The organism is Dactylosporangium sp. NPDC000244, from assembly GCF_040300725.1.
In the GTDB taxonomy this organism is placed as follows: Bacteria; Actinomycetota; Actinomycetes; order Mycobacteriales; family Micromonosporaceae; genus Dactylosporangium.
In genome coordinates, this window is the sequence record NZ_JBEPEH010000017.1 from 214330 (window position 1) to 238061 (window position 23732).

Consider the following 23732-nt stretch of genomic DNA (forward strand, 5'->3'; position numbering starts at 1 on the left):
TGTGAGTACTGTCGATGTCACTGAGCGGCTCGACCTCGTCGGGCAACTGATCGTGGGCTGGGACTTCCCGGGCGCCCGGACCGAGGTCCAGCGCCTGCTCGACGAGCCCGGCCTGTCCGACGACGACCGGCTCACCGCGCGCCGGTTCCTGGCCGAGGTGCTGCGCGAGCTCGGCGAGCTCGACGCTGCCTACGACCTCGCCGAGGCGGTCGCGAGCCAGGCCGAGCGGCGCTACGGTCAGACGCACCCGCGCACGGTGCACGCGGTCGCGGTGCTGGCCGCCGTCCGCCACGACTACGACGAGTGGGACGAGGCCGAGCGGCTCTACCACCGCGTGCTCGACAGCGGCGTGGACGAGGACGGCCCGGACCCGGCCGCCCGGGCCGTGCGCCTGGCCCGGGTCAACCTGGCCCTGCTCCAGCGCGACCGGGGCGAGACCGCGTCGGCCCTGGCCCTGCTCAACGCCGCGTACGTGATCCATCGGCGGGAGTACGGCGCGGAGGACCTCGACACGATCCGCATCGCGGCGGAGCTGGCGGCGCTACTGTACGCCACCGGCGACGTGCTGCAGGCGCGCCGGTTGTTCACGCTCGCGCACGCGGCCGCCCGGGCGCGGCTCGGCACCCGGCACCCGTTCACGAAGGCCGTGGAGTGGGAGCTGGCCGCCGTCGAGCCGCCCATGCCCTCGGCGCCCATCTCGATGCCCCCGCCGCCGATGGTCGTCGACCCGGTGGTGCCCGCTCCCGCGCCTCCCGCCCCAACGCCTCCCGCCCCGGTGCGCCGGGCCCCCGCGCGTCCGGTTGCCGCGCGCCCGGCTCCCGCGCGTCCGGCTCCGGCGTCGCGGGAGCCGTCGTCGCTGCGGTCGGTGTGGCCGCTGTTATGCCTGGTCGTGCTGCTCGCGGCGGTGTTCGCGGGGCTGCTGGTGTGGCACCACGAGGGGCCGCCGGACCCGTTCGCGGCCGGGCCGACCTCGGCCGCCTCCTCCACCGCCCCGTTCGCCGTCGCCGGCCTGCGCATCGAGGACGGCGGCCGGGAGCTGACCGTCACCTGGGCCGCGCTGCCGGTGAGCGTGGTGATCGCGCTCTCCCGCGCGGGCGGCCCCGCCGCCGTCCTCGGCACCCTCCCGCCCGGCACCGCCGAGTACGTGGTGCGCGACGTCGACCCCGCCGCGGCCTACTGCGTGGTCCTCGGGCCCGTCGACGAGGCGGTCTCGATCACGCCCGCCACGTCAGCGTGCACGGCCGGTCGCGGATAGTTTCCGACCCGGCGGTGCGCGTAACGCAAGGTTCGCCGGGTATAGTCGCGGCGATGCGGCTTACAGACCGGACCCTCAATCTGCTGCCGGAGCAAGTGGCCTCGCTGCTGCGCAAGCGGCGCGAGACGGTGAAGTTCATCATCGTCGGCGGCTTCTGCTACGTGGTCAGCCTGGTCCTCAACTACGGGCTGCGGCTGACGGTGATGGAGCACAAGCCGGTCACCGCACTGACGATCGCCAATGTCATCGCGACGGTGGTCTCGTATTTCCTCAACCGCGAATGGTCGTTCCGCACGCGCGGCGGCCGGCGGCGGCACCACGAGATGCTGCTGTACACCGTGGTGAACGGCATCGGCGTGGCGCTCAACTCGGCGCCGCTGTGGGTGGCGCAGTACATCTTCGGTCTGCACACGCCGAACGTGAGCTCGGCGGTCGAAGAGGTCTCGGACTTCGTCTTCGGCATGGTCATCGGCGTGGCCGTGGCCATGGTGTTCCGCCTGTGGGCCTACCGGGTCTGGGTGTTTCCGCACGACGACGTGCGGCCGGCGCCGAAGCGCTACGAGGTCCCGTCGCAGACCGCGTCCGTCCCGGCTCCGTCGTCCGCCTCGGACACTTCGAACGCCTGACGCTTTCTTTTGCGCCTCGGTCCTGGCGCTGTTGTCTTCTGCTTCGCTCAGAAGACGATGTGGTCGCTGTCCGGCTCCGCCGGGGCACCCAGCATCTCGTGAACACCCGCGATGCGCAGCTGCCGGTGCACGAACGGACTGGCCCGCCACACCACCACGCGCACGCCCTCGGCCCCGGCCTCCCGCTGCGCCGCGACGAGGGCCCCGACGGCCGCCGAGTCCAGGAACGTCACCAGGCCCAGATCCAAACGCAGCGAGCTCGGCCGCCGGTCGGTCGCGGCCGACACGATCTCCTGACGCAGCGTGGCCGCGTTGCTGTGGTCGATCTCGCCCCGGACGGAGAGTACGGTCGATCCGTCCATCACGACGTTGATCGTCACCGACATACTCATGGCGCACCCCAGCTTGTCACGCGATCAGCATAAAAGCACTTCGGGTCGTGCGCAGCGGGCGGCGTGCCAAGGTTCACCGGTGCGAGCGTCGATGGCCGCCAAATTCCTCCGTGGCCGTGCGTGACCGCGCACGCAGCGTGTTCGAGTCGCGCTCATCCGCGGCGCCGACCTGCGCCGGCCCCCGCGCGGCTCAGAACTTCGGCTTCGGCGGTTCGCCGGGGATGTGGTCCGGGCAGTGCAGCCGCAGCTCGCGATACCCGAACGGAGCGTCGACGAACCAGCAGTGATGCGGCGTAGGCGTACCGGGATGGCGATACCCGTCGAAGAACCGGCACGACAGGCACATCCGGGTGACGGGAATGCTGCCCTGCTGCTGCAGCAGCCCGATCTTCGCCGTGACCATGCGCAGCAGCCGCGCCTGCTGGCCGTCGCTCAACCCCTCGACCTCGCCCAGCAGTTGATCGGCCCAGTTGGCCGGCGCCGGCGTGGTGGACAGCCCCCGATCGGTGGCGGCCACGCGCATGTCCCGCGCCGCGTACGAGGGTGCGGGCCGCATCTCGACCAGCCCGTCGGCGATGAGCGGCGAGAGCAACGCCATCGTGGCGGCCACGGTGGCACCGAGATCCCCGGCGAGGTCGGACAGCCGGTACTCCCGATCGCGCCGCCCGAGCAGCAGCATCACCTGCCGATGAGCGGGCGGCAACCCGTGCGCGGGCTCGGGTCCGTCAACGGGCGCCATGACAGCAACCCGGACCAAACCGGCGACGAGCTTCTGGGCCTGCGCTTCCATCGGCACGGGGCAACCTCCAACATTCAGCACCCTAGTCCCGCACGTCGATCCATGGGAACGAGACAGATGAAAATGTCGCACCAACGACGGAGTGGCCCCCGGATGCCGGCCTGACACCCTGCCGAAGCGCAAGACCACGCAACCGGCGACCGCGGACCGCCGCGAGCCGCCGCGGGTTCGCCAGGTCGCCCGCACAGCACCGTCTGCCTTGCGCGGCCGCCCTGTTGCCTTGCGCGGCCGCCGTGTTGCCTTGCGCGGCCGCCGTGTTGCCTTGCGCGGCACAAACGCACGCACGAACGCGCAATCCCTCACCCGCGTGACTCAAATACCGCTAAATCCGATTTTCCCGAAACGTCGGACCAAAAGGCGTAGGCTCTGCGCACCAGGCAAGGTGCAACGGGGGTCACGAATGCGGGTAGCACGGGTGGTTGCGTCAGCGGCGGTGCTGCTGGCGTCGGTCGGCGCGGGAGAGGCGGCGGCGCCCGGAAGCGCGCTCGCGGCCCCCGAAGCGCAGAACGCGAAAACGATCCGTCTGGTGCTGACCGTGGCCAAGGGCGAATCGACCAAGCCCGCACAGCGCCGCGCGTCGCTGACCTGCCAGCCCGCCGGGGGCAGCCACCGCCAGGCCCGCAACGCCTGCCAGCAGCTCGCGAAGGTCGGTGGCCGGATCGACAAGCTCCAGAGCGACGGCAGCATGTGCATGATGCTGTGGGACCCGGTGACGGTGACCGCGAACGGCACGTGGAAGGGCCGCAAGGTCGCCTACACCCACACCTTCAGCAACGCCTGCACGCTGAGCACGACCACCGGCTCCGTCTTCAGCCTCTGAGCCCGGCCCGCAACCGCCACCGGCCGGGCCCGCAACCGCCACCGGCCGGGCCCGCGCCCGGCCGGCGCGTGTCGGACCAGAGCGCTCACAATGACGACTCGCTCCTGAGCCCAACACTTCCGCGCGCATGCACACCGCGCACACCGCGAGCCAGGGCAGGTCGACGCCGCCGGCGACGAGGGTGGGGGCGAGGTCCCAGGCGCCGGGGACGTGGCGGCGCGCCTCGCACTCGCACTCGCACTCGCACTCGCACTCGCGGCGAGCCTTGAACTCAGCCCTTGAAGACGCCCAGCTGCTTGAAGTCGTGGTTCGGGAAGATGGCCGCCGAGTCGCCGACGCCGAAGCGCTTCTTCAGCATCTCGGCGAGGATGTCGCGATAGTCGTTCGCGCCGGCCACGTCGCCCTGGTCCAGCGATGACGGGGACAGGCCCGGCCAGTTGCCGTGGACCTTGCCGCCGTTGAGACCGCCGCCGAAGAGCAGCATCGCGTTGCCGTGTCCGTGGTCGACGCCCACGTTGCCGTTCTCCTGCACGCGCCGGCCGAACTCGCTCATCGTGATGATGGTCGTGTTGTCCAGCAGCGGCCCGATGTCGGTGCAGAACGCGCCGATCGCGTCGGACATGTTCGTCAGCGAGTTCTTCATGTCCCCGCCGTCGACGCGGCCCAGGTTGGTGTGCATGTCCCAGCCGCCGACGTCGAGTGCCGCGATGCGCAGGCCGACGCCCGCCTTGAGCAGCTGAGCGATGTCGCGCAGACGGTCGGCCAGGCCGCCGCCGGGGTACTGGACACCTTCCGCCGGCCGGTACTGCGTGTTCGCGAGCTTCTGCGCGGTCGAGATCGCCTGCAGCGTCGAGCCCGCCGTCCCCGCCAGCGGATGGTCCAGCCCGGTGTACAGCGTCTTGAGCGCGTCCATCGTCTGCGTGCGCATGTTGTCGTTGTCGATGCGGAAGTCGCGCATGCCGTTGAGCACGATCGCCTGCTCGCCGCCGACGAGTGAGCGAGGCAGCGCCGAACCCTGCGCGATCGCGCGGAACGTGGTGCCCGGACCCATCTGCGCGAGCACGCGGTCGAGCCAGCCGGTGCGGACCGCGACCGAGGCGGCCCCGCGCTCGAGCGCGTCCTGGGCCTGGAAGTGGCTGCGGGAGGCGTCCGGCGAGGCGACCGCGTGGACCGCCGCCATCTTTCCGGCGTCCCAGAGGGGATACAGCGAGGTCATCGCCGGATTGAGCCCGAACCCGCGCCCGGCCGCCTTCATCGAGGCCATCGGCACCGCGATGTTCGGCCGCATCTGCCGGTAGTTGGCATCATCGCCGGGCGCCACGACCGACAGGCCGTCCATGCCGCCGCGCAGGAAGATGACGATGAGCGTGTTCTTGTTGTCCTCGGGCGCGGCGAACGACACCCGGCTGGTCACCAGCTGCGTGCCGAGCGCGGCCACGCCGACGAAACCGGCGCCCTGCACGAGCCGGCGGCGCGTGAAGCCCTTGCTCCACTTGTCGCGCTCGGCCGCGAGCTCGTCGGTGACCTTCTCGGCGTGCACACGAATGGCCGCCTCGCACAGGTTCGGCCCATGACGATGTAGCTCTTCAAGGCTCTTCGGCCGCCGCTCACCATCAGGCACTGAGCGATCGGACAGTGAGCGATCGTTCCCTGCACGATCGTGCAGGGAACGATCGTGCAGGGAACGATCGTGCGGCGAGCCGTCCCAAGCCGAGCGTTCGTGCGGCGAACGCTCAGAAAACGCGCGATCGCGCGAAGCGCCATCCTCAAGTGAGCGTTCGTGCGGCAAACGCGCAGAAGACCCGCGATCGCGCGAAGCGCCATCACCAGGTGAGCGTTCGCGCACCGAGCGACCACGAGACGAACCGCCGGCCCCCGAGCCCGAAGCGAAACCCTCCGAAGCGAAACCCTCCGGAGCGGAGCCGTCCGAAGCGGAGCCGTCCAAAGCAAATCCGTCGGAAGCGGAGCCGTCAGGAAAAGAGCTCATGGGCCTCACCGCAGCGCGTGGTAGACGGAGTCGAGAATCAACGGCGCAAGCAGGGGCAACTTGCCGCCGAGGTTGTTGTCCGTGATCCGGGCATCGGCCTTGGACCCGAGAAACTTGATGAGCGCGTCCTTCTCGCCCGCCTGCATCGGCTGGAACACGAGCCGGTTCGCGAGCACATCGAGATACGTCCCGAGCGTCGCCGCCGGCTGCGCGACAAGACTGTCCGCCTTCGGGTTGTTCAGACCCTTCCACTGCTGCTGCACGAACGCGCGATGCGCGTTCCACGTCTCCAGCATGCCCGCGGCCGAGCTCCACGCCGTGGCCACGTCCGGATACCCGTCCGGCGGCCCCCAGCCCAGCGGCGGCTGCCCGAGCTTGTTGGTGAAGTTGTAGAGGTCATCGAGGGCCTTGGCGGTGTCCGAGCCCGGAGTGGTACCGACGACACGCCCCGTGGCGATGAAGTTCTCGAGCGGGCGGCGCGTCTTGAGCCCGGTCGCGATCCAGAACTCCAGCGACTGGAACAGCACCTTCAGCACCGGCACGATGGCCGAGCCGCTCTCCTGGTACGTCTTCGCCAGCCGATCCACCAGCCCCTGCGGCGGCGTGTCGCACACAAACCGCACACACAGCTTGCGCGCCACGTACCGCGCCGTCGACGGGTGTGTCGCCAGGTACAACAGGTAGGCGTCCCCGACCGCGAGCCCGTCCTTGGCGGACTTGTTGGCGTGCTGGAACCCCAGCACCTTCACCGCCCCGGTCCAGTGCTTGTTTCCGTCGTACTTGAACGTGCCGTCCCGCGTGGCGGTGCGCCCGGTCATGAGGTAGGCCGAGTTGCGCACGTCCTTCTCGTTGTACCCGCCGTCGATGCCGACGGTGTGCAGCTCGAGCAGTTCCCGGCCGTAGTTCTCGTTGACGTTGCGCTTGTCCGAGGAGGTGTTGTCGAGGTACCGCATCATCGCCGGATCCCGGGCCGACGCGATGAGCATGTCGGAGAACTTGCCCAGCGCGTGCTTGCGGATCACACCGGTGTCGTAGGGTCCGCGCACGTCCCAGCCGCCGTCGAACGGGCTCGTGACGTTGAGGTGGTTGTTCCAGAAGTCGACCATCACCTCGAGCAGCTGGCGGCTGCTCCACATCTGCCGCGCGATGACGGCCCGCGTGAGCTCCATCATCGGCTTGTTGTCGCCGTCCTTGACCGTCGAGCGGATCTCCGCCGTGGTCATGGTCGCGGTCGGCACGGCCTTGAGCGCGGCGTCGGCGACCGGGTCGTCGATCTTGTCCGGCTCCAGCTGCTGGTCGATCCAGGCGTCGATGCCGATCTGCTTGACCAGCGCCACGTCGCCCAGGGTCGGGCCGAAGGTGGCGCGGCGCAGCAGGTGCAGCACCGGGTCCCGGTTCAGCGGGGTCGGGAAGCGCGGCGTGGCCCGCATCGCGGCGACGGCGGCGGCCGACGGCGTGTCGGCGATGCCCGACGCGCCGAGGTCGTTCAGATCGCCCTGTCCGCTTGTGTAGCTCGCGTCGCGGTTGGAGAACGAGCCCGCGTCGCGGGGCGAGACGTTGCCGCCGCCGCTGCCGGTCTTGACGAAGTCGTCAGGGTCGGCGGGGGCATGGCCGAACACGGCCGCGGCCCCGGTGCCGAGCGCCCCGAGCGCGATGGCGCCGCCGCCGAGCGCCATGAGCGCCTGGCGCCGGTTGCGGGTCAGCTCGTGCAGGGCGGGCCGTCCGGTGCGCATCCACGCGGGCGCGGGGCCGCCGGCCTTCCGCCTCGGCGCGTCGCCCGCCGCCTGCTCGTCCGGCTTCCGCTGCAGGATCCGGGGCACCGGGAACTCGCCCGTGAAGTCGGAGAAGAACGCGCCCTTGACCTTCTTGGGCGCGTCGCCCGGCTCGTCGTCCGGGAAGAGCCGCTCTGGCACGTTAGGGAATCTAGTGAGCCGCTGATCAGGCCTCAAGCGGCGTGGCGCGAGGACGCCTCAACTTTGCCTTTCTTCTTGCTTAAGTGTGTCGCCTTTCCCGTGAATGAGGGCAAACCCGGCGTTCACTCAAAGTCATCTCTTCCGTACCGAGTGCTAGGGATGGTACGCATAAGTAACCGGACTATGGCAGGGGGTAGCGGTGCTGGTCGATGCTGCTCCCGCCGGGCGCCCCGCGGGGCCGCGCCTGGCGACCGTGCTGCTCCTGCCCCTGCTCGGCCTGCTGGCCGCCGCGGGCGTGGCCGCATACCTCTACACCGGGCCGAGCGGGCGGATGGACGACCCACGCGTGACCGTCACCGCCGGCGTGGCCGCCGACCGAGCCGCGACCGAGCTGTCCAAGGAGCGCCTGGCCGCGCTGAGCCTGCTGCTCACCGGCTCCGAACAGGCCCGCGCCGCGTACAACGCGCAGGTCGCGGCCACCGACGCAGTGCTGCCGGCCGGGCCCGACGGGCTCGCGGACCTGCGCAACCGGGTGGCCGCGGCATCGCAGGAGGTCGCGGCGGGCGACTTTCTCATGCAGTACACCCAAATGATCAGCGAGTTCGTGGCGCTCCGGCAGGATCTGCCGCACGCGGCCACCCCGGCGCCCGTGCACGCCGCGATGCGCGCTTCTGGCTGGCTCGCCGTCGCCCGCGAACAACTCGCGCAGATTCAACTGCTCGAACGCCGCGGCGCCGACACCCAGGCCTGGCACGAGAACCTCGCCGCGCACCGGGCCGCCCACCTCGACGCCCTGCGCCGCTTCGCCGAGACCGCGCCCGCGGCCTGGCGCGACCGCCTCGCCCACGTGCCCAACGGCCTGGCCGGCGACCCGCAGCCGGCACTGGACGCGCTCACGGACCTGACCGCGTACGCGGGCACCGACGAGTCCCGCCTCGCCGACTCTGCACGCAACGAGCAGAACCGAACGCTCATCCTTGGCCTCGCCGCGGTGCTCGCGGTCGCGGCCGGCTCGATCGCGCTGGCCGTTCGCACAGCCCGGGCCGCCCGCACGCCCCGCCCGCGATCGTCACCGCCGCTCGATCCCGAGGAGTTCCAGGTCGTACGGCAGGAGGCCGCCCGGGCCGTGGCGGAACAGGCCGCCCTGCGCGCCGGCACCTCCGCCGCGGTCATCGGCCTGGCCCGGCGCAGTCAGCGGCTCGCCGACGAGCTCGTGCACCATCTCGACGCGGCCGAGCGTGACGAGGCCGACCCGGACCGCCTGGGCCAGCTCTTCGCCCTGGACCACCTGGCCACGCGGATCCGCCACGACAACCAGCGCCTGCTCGTGCTCGCCGGCGCCGACACCGGCGTGGGCCGCCGCGACCCGGTGAGCCTGCTGAACCTGCTGCGCGCCGCCCAGTCGCGGATCGAGGACTACCCGCGCATCGAGTACTCGATGATCGCCCCCGACGTCCACGTGGCCCCCGACGCCGTCGACGACGTCGTGCACGTGCTCGCCGAGCTGTTCGACAACGCCACCCGCTACGGCCCGCCCGACCGCCCGGTGCTGGTCGAGGGCCGCCGCGAGGGCGCGGGCGCGGTCGTGGAGGTCGCCGACCGCGGCCCCGGCCTCGACCGGCAGCGCCTCGCCGAGCTCAACGCGCGCCTCGCCGCCCCGCCGCCGCTGGACGCCGCCGAGGCCCACCGCACCGGCCTCGCGGTCGCCGCCCGCCTTGCCGCCCGCCACGGCCTCACCGTCACGCTGCGCCCGCCCCCATCCGGACACGGTTTGCGCGCGATCGTGCAACTACCCGCCACGCTGGTCCTGGACGCGCCTGCCCCGGCCGCCGACCCGCCCGTCGCGCGCCGGCTCCCGCCGCGGCCGTTCGAGCGCGGACAGGTGCTTCCCGGCGGCGAGCCCGTGGACGTACCGCACCCGCGCTCGACCCTCGTCCCCGTCGTACCCGGTCCCGTGCACACCCCGGACGGCCCTACGGTGGACCTCGAACCCGGCGCCGCCAAGGAACTCATGACCGGCTACCAGCACGCGACCACGGAAGGACGATCTTCGGCATGACACCGACCACGGGGCTGGACTGGCTGCTGAGCGGCTTCACGCAACGCGTCACCGGCGTGCGCCACACCGTCGCCGTGTCGGGCGACGGCCTGCTCGTCGCGGCGTCGAACGAGCTGCCGCCGGAGCGCGCCGACCAGCTGGCCGCCATGGTCGCGGGCGTCGTCTCCCTGGCGCAGGGCCTGTCCGCCTGCACCGAGGCCGGCCCGGTTGTGCGAACGATCGTAGAAATGGGTCGGAGTCTGCTCTTCGTCATGGCCCTGGGCGAGGGCGACACGCTGGCGAGCCTGGCCGCGATGGTCCAGCCCGGCTGCGACGTAGGGCAGGTCGCCTTCGAGATGTCCGGCCTGGTAGACCAGGTCGGCGCGGCCCTGACACCGTCAACTCGCTGAACCCCGCGCCCGGTTCCGCCAGCCCGTCGCTTTCGCAGTCTTTATTGCGCCACTTGTACCGTGCGGTCAGCGCCGCCCCTCTGCCCGTTCGACAGCGCGTTGTGCCGTCGCACCCCGTCGGCCGCGCCTTTTGCCGGTCCTCTCGAGCCCTCTTTTACCTATCCGCTCGAGACCTATCCGCTCGAGCCCTGCCGACGCGCCTATCCGCTCACGCCTATCCGGCCCACGTCGATCCTGCTCACGTTTCTGCACTCGTGTCTCCGGCGGCCGTCGTTTCCCGCGCTCCTTGTCTATGGCGCCGACGAACACCACCGAATGCACGAAGCTGTCCGAGTCGGGCACAACAGCACCCGACTCGAACAGCCACCAGTGATCAGCCCAGCCCTATCTCATGGTCCTTGTTGACGTTCCGGTCATCGCGCAGCGGCACATAGGGCTCCTCCGCCGGCTCCAGCCCCGCCTCGATCGCCCGCTCCCGCTCCAGCTCCGCGTCGAACTCGGCACCGAGCAGGATGGCGATGTTCGAGATCCAGAGCCACACGAGGAAGGCGATGATGCCGCCCAGGGTGCCGTACGTCTTGTTGTACGACCCGAAGTTCGACACGTAGATCGCGAACCCACCCGAGGCGACCAGCCAGATGAAGACGGCCAGCGCACCGCCCGGCGTGATCCAGCGGAAGCCGTGGTGGCGGGCGTTCGGCGAGGCCCAGTACAGGATGGCCAGGATCAGCATCACCACCAGGAGCAGCGCGGGCCACTTGGCGATGTCGAAGATCTGCACCGACTCCTTCGACAGCCCGACCCAGCCGCCCGCCTCCTCGGCGAAGCGCCCGGTGAACACCACGCTCAGCGCGGCGAGCGCGATGAGCATGCCGACCCCGACGGTGATGCCGAGGCGGATGGGCAGCACCTTCCAGATGGGCCGGCCCTCGGGCACGTCATAGATGGCGTTCGCCGCGCGCATGAACGCGCCGACGTACCCCGACGCCGTCCACAACGCGCCGAACAGACCGACGATCGCGAACAGCCCGGCCACGTGCGAGCCCCGCTTCAGCTCGCTGATCGCGTCGGTCATCGGCCCGGCGATCGAGCCGGGGAACAGATGCTGCACGTTCTGGAGCACGGCCGACTGTGTCGTGTCCGTCAGCAGCAGCCCGGAAAGCGACAGGAGCACCAGAATGCCCGGGAAAATGGACAGCACACCGTAGTACGTGAGCGCGGCGGCCCAATCGCTCAGGTTATCGTTGTTGAACTCTTTGATTGTCCGTTTGAGCACTTCGAACCACGAGCGCTTACTGAGCTCGGTGGGACGGTCGGGACCACCCGACACGGGGTCGTCAGCAGTAGATTCGTCGTCAGCCATCGAGCGCCACCTCCAGGGTCCCTATGCCCCCACAGCCCTGCCCGTTAACGTTCAACCGCGCCCCTTCCGCCCTCGATGAGCGTCGTTTGCGCCCTGTCGCCCGATTCGGCGCCACGGCTCGCCCCCGGCCTATGTAAGCGCGAGCGAACCACAGAAGCCGCAATGGCATCCCGTCGCCTGCGGGCTCACCCTCGTCCGGGGACACCGCCGTCGGCGACGCGGACACCCGACCCAGGCGGCCGAGGCAGCTAACCATGGACGACCCAGCTCGGTCCGCCAACACCATGACACCGCGCGCCTTGCCTGCTGACGTTGCGCCTTTCAATGGCCGAACGCGCTTCGCTTCGCCAAGCCCCGATTAGCGTGTCGTGAAGTCGTGGCCCGCCCGTTCGCGCACGCTGCCCCTGCTGACAACCACGAACACGTCGCTTCTGCGTCTCTGCGGGACGCGATGGTGCGCGGCTTGGGCCCCGCAGTCCGCTCGGCCTTCGCTGGAATCGCACCAGCATGTGCCGGCCGTGCAGCCCGCTGGGCCTTCGCTGGGACTGCTCCAGCATGTGCCGGCCGTGCAGCCCGCTGGGCCTTCGCTGGGACTGCTCCAGCATGTGCCGGCCGCGCAGCCCGCTGGGCCTTCGCTGGGACCGCTCCAGCACGAGCGCCGCGCAGCCCGCCCTGGCGTTTGCCAGCGCCACCAAAGCCGCCGATCAAGCCTCGGGTGCAACCCTTCCAGCCCTGACAAGCGCACTCTGCACGGTGTCCACCAGTTCGGTGGCCCGGAACGGCTTGGCAATCACCGACGCGTCCTCCCCGAGCTCGATGACGGCGGCATCGAAATACGGCAGCCCGGACATGTACATGATGAGCGCATCAGGACTGCTGCCCCGCACGGCCTCGGCCACCTGAACCCCGGAGCCGTCATTGAGCTTCAGGTCCGTGATGGCCAGGTCAATGCCCTTGGGATACTCGGCCAGCACCCGCTCGGCCCCGGCCAGCCCGGACGCGGTGAGCACCTCGGCTCCCGCCCGCGAAAGCACTCTGCGCACGATCTCGCACAGATCCGGCTCGTCGTCGACGACCAGGATGCGCAGGTGCTCGAGCATGTCCTCACGATATGCCGCGTACCGCGCACAAGCGTGCGGTTCCCTGAACGGCACCGCCTGCTCATTCGCACATTAAGTACCGTCCGAGCGGTCAACCCGCCAAACACGCGCGCCCGGCCTCGACACGAACAGGACCGGCCGCTCGTTCGCTCATCACGCGCCGGTCCGACCGGCCCGGCCGTCTCCGCCAAAGGGCGCGGGCCGACTCCGCCAACAAGGGCCTCGCCGTCCCTGCGACAAGGAGCAGGCCGCCTTCGTCAACAAGGCGCCGGCCGTCCACGTCGACGAGCGGCCGGCTGCGCCGACTGCTAGCGTGCGGTTCCATGAACGGCGGCGGACGCTCATTCGCCGATCTCGTACGGTTCGAGCGGCCACCCCCGCCCACGCCGGCGAGTCGGCGCCTGCGACGGCTGCTGCTGCTCACTGCCATCGCGACCGTCGCCGTGGACGTGATCAACCTGCAGTACTCGGCGGAAGCAGGCTTCGGTCTCGGCGTACGCACATTCTGGGCGGTTCTGCGCGCAATCGGCTTCCTGTTCCTGATGCGCGAGGTGCGGTACGGCCGCCTGACCGCCCGCCCGCTCGGCCTGATCCTGGCCGTGACCACGGTGTTCGCCTCGGCACGGCTGGTCCAGCCGAAGGAGGGCGACTTCCTGCCGAGGCTGCCGGTCGTGGCCGGCCTCGTCGTCGTCCTGGCACTGTGCTCGGTCGTGGTGTGGCAGCTGTTCCGCTCACCCGCGATCGACGAGCACCTGACCAGGCGCAAGCCGCGCCGCGTGGTGCCCCCGTGGGTGCTGACCGCGCGCGTCGCCGCCCTGTCGTACTCCGCGCTCATGTTCGTTCCGTGCGCGGTCGCGCTCGGAACGCTGTTCGACACTCCGCGCCTGCGGCCGGAGATCTCGGTGCCGCTGGTGGTGTCCTGGTTCGTGCTGGGCCTGGTGATCGGCCTGGTGGCGGGCATCATCAGCTTCGTGACCCTCTTCGGCCACGGTTGGGCCCGGCTGCTCCTTGCCCTGATTTCCGCATTCGTACTACTGGTGCAGCCCACGCTCTGCTACCTCCTCCTAGGCGTGGACGGCCTGATCCGCGACGGCACCCCGATGGTGATCGCGGCCCTGGTCTGTCTCTACGGCCTGGCCAGATCGCGCGTATCACCCTCGGCGTAGAACTTGATCTTGGATTCGATCAGCTCGAGGTCGGTCTGCAAAGCGGCGATCCGGTCGAGCACCTGCTGCCGGTGCTTCTCCAGCAACACCCGCCGCGAGTCGAACGTGTCCGGCCCGACACGGCACAGCTCCGCATACCGCCGCATCTCCGCGATCGACATCCCCGTCGCCTTGAGCCGGGTGAGAATGCGCAGCATGCCGAGGTCGACGTCGGAGTATCGGCGGTGTCCGTTCGTGCCGCGATCGGGCGGATCGAGCAGTCCGGCGCGCTCGTAGTACCGCAGCGTATGTGCACTTAATCCTGTGCGTTCGGACACTTCAGCGATCGTGTAACCCGGCTCCACAATCCCCAGTCTATTTGACTTAGAGCGCGCTCTAAGGGGGAACGTTGGTGGCATGCAAACGCGAAACCTCGGTGCACTGACCACGTCCGCGCTCGGCCTCGGCTGCATGGGGATGAGCGAGTTCTACGGGCCCGGCGACGACGCCGAGTCCATCGCCACCATCCACCGCGCGCTCGACCTCGGCGTGTCGCTGCTCGACACGGCCGACATGTACGGTCCGTTCACGAACGAACAGCTCGTCGGGCGCGCCATCGCCGGTCGGCGGGACGAGGTCGTGCTCGCCACCAAGTTCGGCATCCAGCGCGAGGGCGGGACGCGGCGCATCAACGGCAGCCCGGAGTACATCCGGCGGGCCGTCGACGCGTCGCTGCAGCGCCTCGGCGTGGACCACATCGACCTGTACTACCAGCACCGCGTCGACCCGAGCGTGCCCGTCGAGGAGACGTGGGGCGCGCTGGCCGAGGCGGTCGCCGCGGGCAAGGTGCGCCACCTCGGCATCTCGGAAGCGTCACCGGAGAGTGTCCGCCGCGCGCACGCCGTGCACCCGATCACGGCCGGACAGTACGAGTACTCCCTCTGGAGCCGCGACCCCGAGGACACGATCATCCCGCTGTTCCGCGAGCTCGGCATCGGCCTGGTCGCCTACAGCCCGCTCGGCCGCGGCTTCCTCAGCGGCGAGATCACCAGCCCGGACCAGTTCGGCGCGGACGACTTCCGCGCGACCAACCCGCGCTTCCAGGGCGAGAACTTCCAGAAGAACATCGACCTCGTCGCCGAGGTCAAGCAGATGGCGGAGGCCAAGGGCGCGACCCCGGCCCAGCTGGCCCTCGCCTGGGTGCTGGCGCAGGGCAACGACGTCGTGCCGATCCCGGGCACCAAGCGTCGTTCGTACCTCGAGCAGAACGTTGCCGCCCTGGACGTCCAGCTCACCGCCGACGACCTGGCGGCCATCGAGAAACTCTCCATCGGTCGCGACGTGGCGGGGGACCGGTACGCGGAGATGGGCTCGCTCAACAAGTGACACCCGGGCATGCGCGCTCGTACAACGACGGGCGCGCATGCCGGCCGGTCGCGCCACGCCGAGCCCGGGCGCACCAGGGCCGGGTCGTCCGTGAGGACGTCGGCGCCGCCACCGTTGAAGACCGCCTGTGCGGTTCCGGACCGGCAACCCACCCAGCGCGCGGGGCGTGAGCCGTTCCTCGCCGTTCGCTCAACAAGCGACATCATGGCCGCGCGCTCGGTCGGCATTGACCTCGATGGCGCGGTTCAGGCCAGGCTGAGTGTTCACGGCACACGACTGCTGAGCGAGCGGCGTGACCCGTCCCCTTGAACGTTCGCTCAACAGGCGACGCACGAAATCCTTGGATATGCCCACCCGAAGTGCTGGCGCAGACGGGCATCGTCCCTTTACGCTCTTGCACGTGACCGCGCGAATGAACAGCTGGTGGCCCGCCTGACGAGGCGGCCCACTCCCGCGTGACACTTTCGCGGCCGCCCACGAGGCGGCCGTTTTGCTTTCCCGGAAGAGCCGGGTGCCGCCTCCGCAGGTGGCCACCCGAGCCTGAAGGGAACGCCATGCTCGACCCGAACGCACCGCACAACCCGGCCGCGTCGCTCGACCCCATCGCGCAGTCCGCGCAGTCGCCGGTCGAGACCCCACCGAACACCGCGCCGCTCGAACCGGCCACACCACTCGACCAGGACACGCGGCGGGCGCAGCCATTCGATCAGCCCGCCTCGTTCGATCAGCACCGTTCGCCCGATGAAGCCGCCGCATTCGATCAGTCCGCGTCGTTCGCCGGCCTGCTCGACCCGGCAGCCCCGTTCGCCCTGCTCCGCCGCGAGGGCCGTGACGCCGTCGAAGTACTCACCGGCCCGATTTCGACCGTGGACACCCTCGCCGACATCCCCGACGAGTGCCTCGCGCTCGTGCCGTTCCGTCAGGTCCGCGAGCGCGGCTTCGATTGCGTCGACGACGGCACGCCATTGTCCGTGCTGCGCATTGCCTCACGCCGCGAGCTGCCGGTGGCCGACCTCCTGGCGCATCTGCCCGACACGCCGATCGAGCTCGCGAACGCCGGCTTCGACGTCGGCGACGAGGAGTACGCGTCCATCGTGGACACGGTCCTGCGCGAGGAGATCGGCCGCGGCGAGGGCTCGAACTTCGTCATCCACCGCGTGTTCGAGGCCGACCTCCAAGGCGACCCGGTCGCGGCCGCCCTGACCGTATTCCGCCGGCTTTTGACGCGCGAACGTGGCGCTTACTGGACGTTTGTCGTGCACACCGGTGAGCGAACGCTCGTCGGCGCCACCCCCGAGCGCCACGTCAGCGTGGACGACGGACTCGTGATGATGAACCCGATCAGCGGCACCCTGCGCGGCGCCCCGTCCAAGCCCGCGGTGCTCGAGTTCCTCGCCGACCGCAAGGAGATCGACGAGCTGTCGATGGTGCTCGATGAAGAGCTCAAGATGATGGCGACCGTCGCCGACCTCGGTGGCCAGGTCATCGGCCCGTACCTCAAGGAGATGACCCACCTCGTCCACACCGAGTACATGCTGGCGGGCCGCGGCTCCCGCGACGTGCGCGAGGTACTGCGCGAAACGATGTTCGCCCCGACCGTGGTCGGCAGCCCGATCGAGAACGCCTGCCGAGTGGTCGCACGCCACGAGCGCCGCGGCCGCGGGTACTACGGCGCGGTGCTGGCCCTGGTCGGCCGCGACGCGCAGGGCCGCCAGACGCTGGACGCGCCGATCCTCATCCGCACCGCCGACATCGACGCCGCCGGCCGCCTCCGCGTCCCGGTCGGAGCCACGCTGGTGCGCCACTCAACGCCGGACGGCGAGGTCCTGGAGACACACACCAAAGCAGCAGCCGTACTGCGAGCGCTAGGCCTCGGCCCCAACCACGCCCCCGCGCACACCGCAGCCGCCGCGACTGCCACGGCAGCGCCAACCGCACACGAGTTCGTGTCCATATGCACGGCAGACGCGCACACAACGAACAAGAACGAGGGCGCGGAGGTGTCCGAGGCGCGGTTGGCCGCCGATCCCGAGGTGCAGGCCGCGCTCGTCGCGCGCAATGCGACGCTCGCGCCGTTCTGGTTGCAGGCTCGCGACGGGCTCACCGCGGACCCGGCGCTCGCCGGCCGCCGCGCGCTCGTCGTCGACGCCGAGGACACGTTCACCGGCATGCTCGTGCACCAACTGCGGGTGCTCGGGCTGTCGACGACGCTCGTACGGTACGACTCCCAAATCTCGGTCGAAGAGTTCGACCTCGTGATCCCCGGGCCTGGCCCGGGCGACCCGCGGCAGCTGGACGACCCGAAGATCGCGCGCATGCGGGGCATCGTGTCCGGGCTGCTCGAAGCGGGCCGGCCCATGCTGGCGATCTGCCTGAGCCACCAGCTCACCGCCGGCCTGCTGGGCCTGCCGCTGCGGCGCAAGGCCTCGCCGTATCAGGGCATGCAGCGCGACATCGACCTGTTCGGCCGCCCAGCGAAGGTCGGGTTCTACTCGACGTTCGCGGCCACGCATGACGGCCCGGTGCTCGACACCGCGTACGGCCCGGTGCTCGACACCGCGTACGGCCCGGTCGAGGTCGCCCGCGATCCCGCCAACGGTGACGTGCACGCACTGCGCGGCCGCAGCTTCGCGAGCCTGCAGTTCCACCCCGAGTCGGTGCTCAGCCAGGACGGCATCGGCCTGCTGCGCGAGTTGCTGTCGGTTCTACTCGACGCGCCGGTGGGCACGTCACCGGAGTGAGCGTTCGCGCAAAAGAGGAAACGCACACGTTTGCGCAGCGGCGGCTGCGCAAACGTGCGTTCCCTCGGTTGCTCGACTCGGCCGACCGTCCGTTTCGCTCGCCGCGCGAGCGGATTCGTCACCAGAGTGTCCGCGGACAGCGAGGTGCGAGGAAAAGGACAGCGAGGTGCGCGGACAGCGAGGTGCGCGGAAAGGGAGAGGTGCGCGGAAAGCGAGAGGTGCGCGGAAAGCGAGAGGTGCACGGATAGCGTCGTGCACGGATCGGACGTGCACGGATAGCGACGTGCGCGGACAGTGAGGTGGGCGGACCGCGACGTGCGCCGCATTGCACGTACGCACCGCGCGAGCAGTCACGCTCGACACCGGTGAGCACGTCACCGGAGTGTTCGCCCCCGTGAAAAGCGACAAGCGCACGTTCGAACAGCCGAGGTGGCGCGAACGGCGTCGAACACGCCGTTGGCCGGAACGGCGTCGAACACGCCATTGGCCGCGCGAACGGCGTCGAACACGCCATAGCGCGACCAGCGACACGCCCGTACGCACAGCGCGAACAGTCGCCCGTTCCGCCCACCGCCCCACGGGGTACCTCACCGGTGTGATCGTCCGCTTCGCCAGGCTCGTCGCGCGCTTCTTCCGGGGCCGCGACCTCAACCTGCACGCCGCCGCGATCACCTTCTACGCGGGGATCGCGGTGGTGCCGGTGGCATTGCTGGTACTGCGCCTGGCCGCCGCCGTCGCCGGCCCCGGCCGGGTGCGGCACCTGGCCGAACCGGTGATCGCTGCCATGCCCGAGCGCATGGCCGCGGGCGCGAGCGTGCTGCTCGGCGCCGGATTGTCGATGAGCTGGTGGCTGACCCTGGTCGCGCTGGTCCCGGCCACCCTGTACGGCGAGGGCCTGCGCCGCGCCCTCGCGTCACTGTCCGGCGAGCCGGGCGGCGCGGCCGTCGGCTGGCGCGGACGCCTCCTGGTGCTCCCACTGCTCGCGTGCGGCCCGGTGCTCGTTCTTGCACTGCTCGCCGCGCTCAATGCGCCCGCGCGCCGCCTGCACGCGGGCGGCTGGACGGCGGTCTGGTCGGTGATCCTGAGCTTCCTGATCGTCTGGCTCGTGCTCAGCCCCGTGTTCATCCTGGTGTACCGCCTGATCGCACCCCTCCGCCCCGGCTGGGCGGTCACCGCGGCCGTCGGCTCGTTCACCGCCGCGAATGTCTCCGGATTCGCGCACGGTTTCGTGCTCTTCTGGACACTGCCGCTGAACCTCGGCGCCCCGTTCGGCGGCCTCGACGCCGTTGGTGCAACGGTCGCCGTCGGTTTGTGGCTGTACCTCTTCCATATGCTCACGCTCGTCGGGTACGCAGCGACCGTTCAAGCACACCGTCTGCTGCTCTTGCGTTCCGCCGCGCGGTCGACAATGCTTCCGAACTAATTTCACTTCTCTGTCGCGTTCGAGGAGCCGGCCTGTGGATGAGCTCTCCGCCAGCGTGAGCCCCGAGGCCGCCGCGCGCGACCGCCGTGCACGAATCGCCGTCGCCGGTGCGTACTTCGTGCAGGGTTTCTGCTTCGCCGGCCTGCTCACCCAGGTCGCGAGCCTGCAGAAACGCTTCGGCTTCGACGACACCCAGCTCTCCCTGGTGCTCCTGGCCGTGCCCGTCGTCGCCGGCGTCGGCAGCGTGGTCGCGGGCCTGCTCACCACGCGTTTCGGCAGCTCACCGGTGCTGCGCGCGGGCGGCCCCGGCGTGGCGCTGGCCATCACCGTGACGGGTTTCGCCGCCGAGCGTTGGCAGCTGTACCTCGCGCTGGCGTTCGTCGGCCTCATGCTCGGACTCGTCGACGCGACCATGAACATGCAGGGCGTGGGCGTGGAGCGCCGCTACGGCCGGCCCGTCCTCAACTCCTTCCATGCCGTCTGGAGCGCGGGCGCCATCCTGGGTGCCCTCGCGACGTCCGGAACCGCGCATCTGGGCTGGTCGATCGGTGCGTCCCTGGCCACGGTCGCCGTGGTCGGCGCGATCCTGGCCCTGATCGCGGGCCCCGGACAGCTCCGCAAGGCCGAGGAGGCGCAGGAGATCCCGGCCGCAACGGTGGCCGCGGCGGAGGCGACGATCCCGTGGCGCCCGATCATCCTGATCGGCATCGCGATGATGCTCATGTTCATCGCCGACTCGGCCGTGTCCAACTGGAGTTCGGTCTTCATCGAGAAGGCCCTGCACGCGAGTACGGCGGTGGCCGCGCTCGGCCTCGCCGCGTACCAGGCGACGATGCTCGTCGGCCGCACCGCGGGCGACCGCATCGTGAGCCGCTTCAGCCCGACGATGGTGGTGTCGGTCGGCGGCGTGGTCGGCGGCCTCGGCCTGATCCTGGTGGCCGCGTCGACGACACCCGCCCTGAGTATCGCGGGCTTCGCGGTGGTGGGCCTGGGCCTGTCCCTGGTCGTACCGCAGTCGTTCTCGGCGGCGGGTCGCCTGGACCCGGCCGGCACGGGCATCGCGATCGCGCGCGTCAACCTGTTCAACTATGTCGGTTTCGTGGTCGGTGCGGGCCTGATCGGCGCGGTGGCCGAGAGCCTGTCGCTGCGCTGGGCCTTCGTGGTGCCCGCGCTGCTGGCCGCGGGCATCGTGGTGCTGTCCCCGTCGTTCCGCACCCACGCCCCGGAACCGGCCGCGACCCCAGCGACCCCAGCGACGCCAGCGACACCGGCAACCCCGGAAGCCGCGAGCTAACGCTCATTCGCGCACCCGGGCCCGCACGAGTCGCCAGCAACGCGCCGACTCAACGCCGAGCCACAACGGACGCTCATTCGCGCAGCCCGGGCCGGAGCGGACAAACCATGCACGCCAACTCACCGCCCCGCCCACAAGCGCCGCCCATGCGCGTAGCTGATTCCGCGCGATCCGCCAGGTGTCAGCTCGTCGCAACGGCCACAGAGTGACGTGCCTTCGCGCAGCCGATTCCGCGCGATCCGCCATGCGCGTCAACTCGTCGCAACGGCCACAAAGCGTTGCTCATTCGCGCAGCCGGCTTCCCGCGACCGCTGCGCCAGGTCACAAGCCGCCGAGCACCCGTCCACCGGCCGGCATCATTCGCGCGCGGCCGCCAGCGCCAACGGGTTGAGGTAGTCGCGGTAGGACACGATCTCCCCGTCCCGCACGCGAATCACCGCGATGATCGTCTGGTGGAACGGCCCGCCCGTGGTCGTCACGTGCCCGAACACCTGGTACTCCACGATGACCACCTCCGCATCGACCGTCTCGTGGACGACGACGTCGCGGTACTCCTCGAACTTGATCGGTGCCCGCGCCGCCCGCGTCATGAACGCCAGGATCTCCTCGCGACCTTGGAGCCGATCCGGCACACCCGCGGGCCGGAACGGCCACTCCAGCGTCGCGTCCGCAGCGAGCAGCCCCACGAACGCCTCCGCATCCTGACGCAATCCGACTTCCAGCACCCGATCCACGACCTGCCGAGCCGTCAGCTTCATTCAACGAGCGTAGAACGAAATCGGAGAATCGGTCAACGTCCGTAGAATGAACTCATGTCCACCCGAGCCGAACAGCGCCGCAACACCGAGGCCCGAATCCTGGAGGCGGCCGGCCGGATGTTCGCCGACCTCGGGTACGAACGCACCACGATCCGCGCGATCGCGTCCGCCGCGGGCGTGGACGGTGGCCTGGTCATGCACTATTTCGGCTCGAAGGAGGCGCTGTTCGCCAAGGTCGCGCGGTTCTCCTCGGAGGAACCGCCATCCGGCACGCCCGAGGAGGTGGCCGAGCAGCTTCTCGCGGCGCTGGCCCGCCGCCTGGAGGACGAGCCGGTGGCGTCCCTGGCGGTCCTGCGATCGATGCTCACCCACGACGACGCCGCCGAGGACTTCCGCGCGATCGCCCTCCCGCGCCTGGACCGCCTGGCCGAAGCCCTCAGCGGCGAGGACGCAAGACTGCGAGCCGGCCTCATCAACGCGATCACGCACGGGATCCTGATCGAACGGTACCTCCTGCAAATCGCCGGCCTCGAAACCGTCGACCCCCAGAAGGCCATCGACCTGCTGCGCCCGTGCTTCCAGCTTCTCGCCGGCGTCCAGCCCGACGAACGAACCGCCGAGCACTAGCCGATCGCCACCGAACACCGGCCCGATCGCGGCGAACGCGCGGGCGCACAAGCCGCCGACCCGATCGCGGCAACGACAGTTCGCGGATCACGGCGGAGGCGACGGTTCGTCGTCCACACATCCCGCGGCGCGCATATGTGTGCAAGGGCGGACGAGCGTTCGCTCGGCGAGCCGGAGCGACGGGGGTAAGTGCCTGCGTGCGGGCCCTGCCGGGGAGGGCTCGAGGCGAGGACCGCGGGGAATTCCTTGCGGCGAGGTGAAGCAGCCAGGACCGGCGAAGCGGTCAGGACTGGCGAAGCGGTCAGGACCGGTGAAGCGGTCAGGACCGGTGAAGCGGTCAGGAACTGGCGAAGCGGTCAGGACTGGTGCGCGGTTGCGCTCACCTTCTCCGCTGCCGCCGCCACGGAGCTGCGCGTTGTTGCGGCCAGGTTTGTCTGTTCGTGCAGTGAAGCCGCCACCTCGCGCTGGGCGGTGGCCACGGTGCCCAGCCGGTTCGCCACGCCGCCGACCGCCGAGGCCGCCGCCGAAGCGCCCGCCGTGACCTGGCCGACCGTGGTCTCGATGCGGCTCGTCGCCGCGGCCGTCTGCGCCGCCAGCTCCTTGACCTCGTTCGCGACCACGCCGAAGCCCTTGCCCGCCTCGCCCGCCCGCGCCGCCTCGATGGTCGCGTTCAGCGCCAGGAGCTTTGTCTGGTCGGCAACCGCCTGGATCAGACCGGCGACGGTGGCGATGTCGGAGATGGAGGTTTCCAGCTCGCCGATGACCGTTCGCGCATGGTTGGAGTCCGTGAGCGCCTCTTCGGTATCCTGCACCGCGCCCTGCACGGTCGTGTTCATACCAGCGAGCGCGGACTGGAACGACTCCATCGCCGAGCCCGCCTCCGCGCCGAGGCGGACGCCGGCGTCGGCGACGTCGGCGAGCACCGTCTCGAGCCGGCGGCCGAGCTGCTCGCTGCGCGCGACCTGCTCGGCGGCGTTCGCCGCGGCCTGCTCCTCGCGCTGCGTCGCGCTTTCGGCCGCGGCGCGCAGCTGCTCCTGGTTCTCGCGCGCGAGCTGCTCGCGCTCGATGTCGGCCTCGGCCTCGGCCGCCGCCGCGAAGCGCCAGTACGTCAGCTGCGTCGCGCACATCGCCACCACGAACGCGATGTGCAGCAGCGAGAACCAGATCGGGTGGGCGTGGGCGGTCGGCGTGGAGTACACCATCTCGGCCATCGACATGCCGATCGTCAGGTGGTGGGCGCCAGTGAGCACGATGCCCAGGAAGAGCGGGACCCAGTCCTGATAGAGGCTGACCAGCCCGAGCACGACGAAGAAGTGGAAGTGCAGGTCGGTGAGGCCGTTGCCGGCGTGCACGAGCGCCATCGCGGCGAACAGCATGCCGAGGGACACGGCGATGGAGCCGCCGCGGCGCGAACGCGCGATACCTCCCCACATCGCGCACAACACGACACTCGCGATGAAGGACCAGACAAGCCAGGCCTCGCCGTGCACGTGGTCGCCGACGACGGAGTGTCCGTTGACGATCGCGACCACGACCAGCACGGGTAGGTGCAGCCACAGCACCACGGTCAGCGCTCGGTGCCGGGACCGGAACGCCGCATCGCTGAGCCTGACCTTCGGCATGAGCCAGGAGAGCACTCCGGGCATGGTGTGGGC

Annotated in this window: 20 protein-coding genes; 11 read left to right on the plus strand and 9 right to left on the minus strand. The window is 70.3% G+C overall.

Annotated features, from left to right (window positions below):
- Position 1 precedes the first annotated feature (1 nt).
- Together ABT369_RS25255 and ABT369_RS25260 are read left to right on the plus strand one after the other, a co-directional pair.
- Positions 2–1255 carry a tetratricopeptide repeat-containing protein gene (locus ABT369_RS25255; RefSeq protein ID WP_350615419.1) on the plus strand — a complete coding sequence of 418 codons (1254 nt, stop codon included), beginning with the start codon at positions 2–4 and terminating at the stop codon, positions 1253–1255.
- 53 nt (positions 1256–1308) lie between these two features.
- Complete coding sequence (locus ABT369_RS25260) at positions 1309–1881, plus strand: GtrA family protein (RefSeq protein ID WP_350615420.1); 573 nt, start codon at positions 1309–1311, stop codon at positions 1879–1881.
- Positions 1882–1928: 47 nt separating this feature from the next.
- Here the strand turns inward: ABT369_RS25260 and ABT369_RS25265 are convergent, their stop codons facing one another.
- Positions 1929–2273, minus strand: coding sequence for an STAS domain-containing protein (locus tag ABT369_RS25265; RefSeq protein ID WP_350615421.1), 345 nt, complete (start codon positions 2271–2273; stop codon positions 1929–1931).
- 190 nt (positions 2274–2463) lie between these two features.
- Positions 2464–3069, minus strand: coding sequence for a winged helix DNA-binding protein (locus ABT369_RS25270; RefSeq protein ID WP_350615423.1), 606 nt, complete (start codon positions 3067–3069; stop codon positions 2464–2466).
- Positions 3070–3505: 436 nt separating this feature from the next.
- Here ABT369_RS25270 and ABT369_RS25275 point away from each other — a divergent pair, with 436 nt between their 5' ends.
- On the plus strand, positions 3506–3892 hold the full coding sequence (locus ABT369_RS25275) for an SSI family serine proteinase inhibitor (RefSeq protein WP_350615424.1): 387 nt from the start codon (positions 3506–3508) through the stop codon (positions 3890–3892).
- A 271-nt stretch (positions 3893–4163) separates the two neighbouring features.
- Here ABT369_RS25275 and ABT369_RS25280 read toward each other — a convergent pair whose 3' ends face one another.
- Both ABT369_RS25280 and ABT369_RS25285 read right to left on the minus strand, forming a co-directional pair.
- Entirely contained in the window at positions 4164–5738 is a 1575-nt protein-coding gene (locus tag ABT369_RS25280) for a DUF1501 domain-containing protein (RefSeq protein WP_350615425.1), read from the minus strand.
- Between the two features lie 146 nt (positions 5739–5884).
- The gene (locus tag ABT369_RS25285; protein WP_350615426.1) at positions 5885–7792 is read right to left on the minus strand and encodes a DUF1800 domain-containing protein; all 1908 of its coding nucleotides are present in this window, start codon (positions 7790–7792) and stop codon (positions 5885–5887) included.
- A 199-nt stretch (positions 7793–7991) separates the two neighbouring features.
- Here ABT369_RS25285 and ABT369_RS25290 point away from each other — a divergent pair, with 199 nt between their 5' ends.
- Together ABT369_RS25290 and ABT369_RS25295 are read left to right on the plus strand one after the other, a co-directional pair.
- Positions 7992–9851 carry a sensor histidine kinase gene (locus ABT369_RS25290; protein WP_350615428.1) on the plus strand — a complete coding sequence of 620 codons (1860 nt, stop codon included), beginning with the start codon at positions 7992–7994 and terminating at the stop codon, positions 9849–9851.
- Entirely contained in the window at positions 9848–10240 is a 393-nt protein-coding gene (locus tag ABT369_RS25295) for a roadblock/LC7 domain-containing protein (RefSeq protein ID WP_350615429.1), read from the plus strand. The genes ABT369_RS25290 and ABT369_RS25295 overlap by 4 nt, the downstream gene beginning before the upstream one ends.
- Positions 10241–10613: 373 nt before the next feature.
- Here the strand turns inward: ABT369_RS25295 and ABT369_RS25300 are convergent, their stop codons facing one another.
- Positions 10614–11603 (minus strand): YihY/virulence factor BrkB family protein, encoded by a 990-nt coding sequence (locus tag ABT369_RS25300; RefSeq protein WP_350615431.1) that lies wholly within the window; start codon positions 11601–11603, stop codon positions 10614–10616.
- Positions 11604–12307: 704 nt separating this feature from the next.
- Positions 12308–12703, minus strand: a complete 396-nt coding sequence (locus tag ABT369_RS25305) for a response regulator (RefSeq protein ID WP_350615433.1) — start codon at positions 12701–12703, stop codon at positions 12308–12310.
- A 323-nt stretch (positions 12704–13026) separates the two neighbouring features.
- Here ABT369_RS25305 and ABT369_RS25310 point away from each other — a divergent pair, with 323 nt between their 5' ends.
- Positions 13027–13869 (plus strand): hypothetical protein, encoded by an 843-nt coding sequence (locus ABT369_RS25310; protein ID WP_350615434.1) that lies wholly within the window; start codon positions 13027–13029, stop codon positions 13867–13869.
- On the opposite strand, the gene ABT369_RS25315 is transcribed toward ABT369_RS25310, so the two are convergent.
- Positions 13830–14213, minus strand: a complete 384-nt coding sequence (locus tag ABT369_RS25315) for a MerR family transcriptional regulator (RefSeq protein ID WP_350615436.1) — start codon at positions 14211–14213, stop codon at positions 13830–13832. The two genes, ABT369_RS25310 and ABT369_RS25315, sit on opposite strands and share 40 nt — an antisense overlap.
- 52 nt (positions 14214–14265) lie before the next feature.
- Here ABT369_RS25315 and ABT369_RS25320 point away from each other — a divergent pair, with 52 nt between their 5' ends.
- From ABT369_RS25320 to ABT369_RS25335, 4 genes are all read left to right on the plus strand, one after another.
- Positions 14266–15234, plus strand: coding sequence for an aldo/keto reductase (locus ABT369_RS25320; protein WP_350615437.1), 969 nt, complete (start codon positions 14266–14268; stop codon positions 15232–15234).
- Positions 15235–15788: 554 nt separating this feature from the next.
- The gene (locus ABT369_RS25325; protein ID WP_350615438.1) at positions 15789–17975 is read left to right on the plus strand and encodes an anthranilate synthase family protein; all 2187 of its coding nucleotides are present in this window, start codon (positions 15789–15791) and stop codon (positions 17973–17975) included.
- Between the two features lie 595 nt (positions 17976–18570).
- Complete coding sequence (locus ABT369_RS25330) at positions 18571–19398, plus strand: YhjD/YihY/BrkB family envelope integrity protein (protein WP_350615439.1); 828 nt, start codon at positions 18571–18573, stop codon at positions 19396–19398.
- 34 nt (positions 19399–19432) lie between these two features.
- Complete coding sequence (locus tag ABT369_RS25335; RefSeq protein WP_350615441.1) at positions 19433–20692, plus strand: MFS transporter; 1260 nt, start codon at positions 19433–19435, stop codon at positions 20690–20692.
- A gap of 356 nt (positions 20693–21048) precedes the next feature.
- On the opposite strand, the gene ABT369_RS25340 is transcribed toward ABT369_RS25335, so the two are convergent.
- On the minus strand, positions 21049–21450 hold the full coding sequence (locus tag ABT369_RS25340) for a nuclear transport factor 2 family protein (RefSeq protein ID WP_350615443.1): 402 nt from the start codon (positions 21448–21450) through the stop codon (positions 21049–21051).
- A gap of 54 nt (positions 21451–21504) precedes the next feature.
- On the opposite strand from ABT369_RS25340, the gene ABT369_RS25345 reads away from it, so the two are divergent.
- Entirely contained in the window at positions 21505–22077 is a 573-nt protein-coding gene (locus tag ABT369_RS25345) for a TetR/AcrR family transcriptional regulator (protein WP_350615445.1), read from the plus strand.
- Between the two features lie 356 nt (positions 22078–22433).
- Here the strand turns inward: ABT369_RS25345 and ABT369_RS25350 are convergent, their stop codons facing one another.
- Positions 22434–23723: a methyl-accepting chemotaxis protein gene (locus tag ABT369_RS25350; protein ID WP_350615447.1), complete on the minus strand. Its 1290-nt coding sequence runs from the start codon at positions 23721–23723 to the stop codon at positions 22434–22436.
- Positions 23724–23732: the final 9 nt, after the last annotated feature.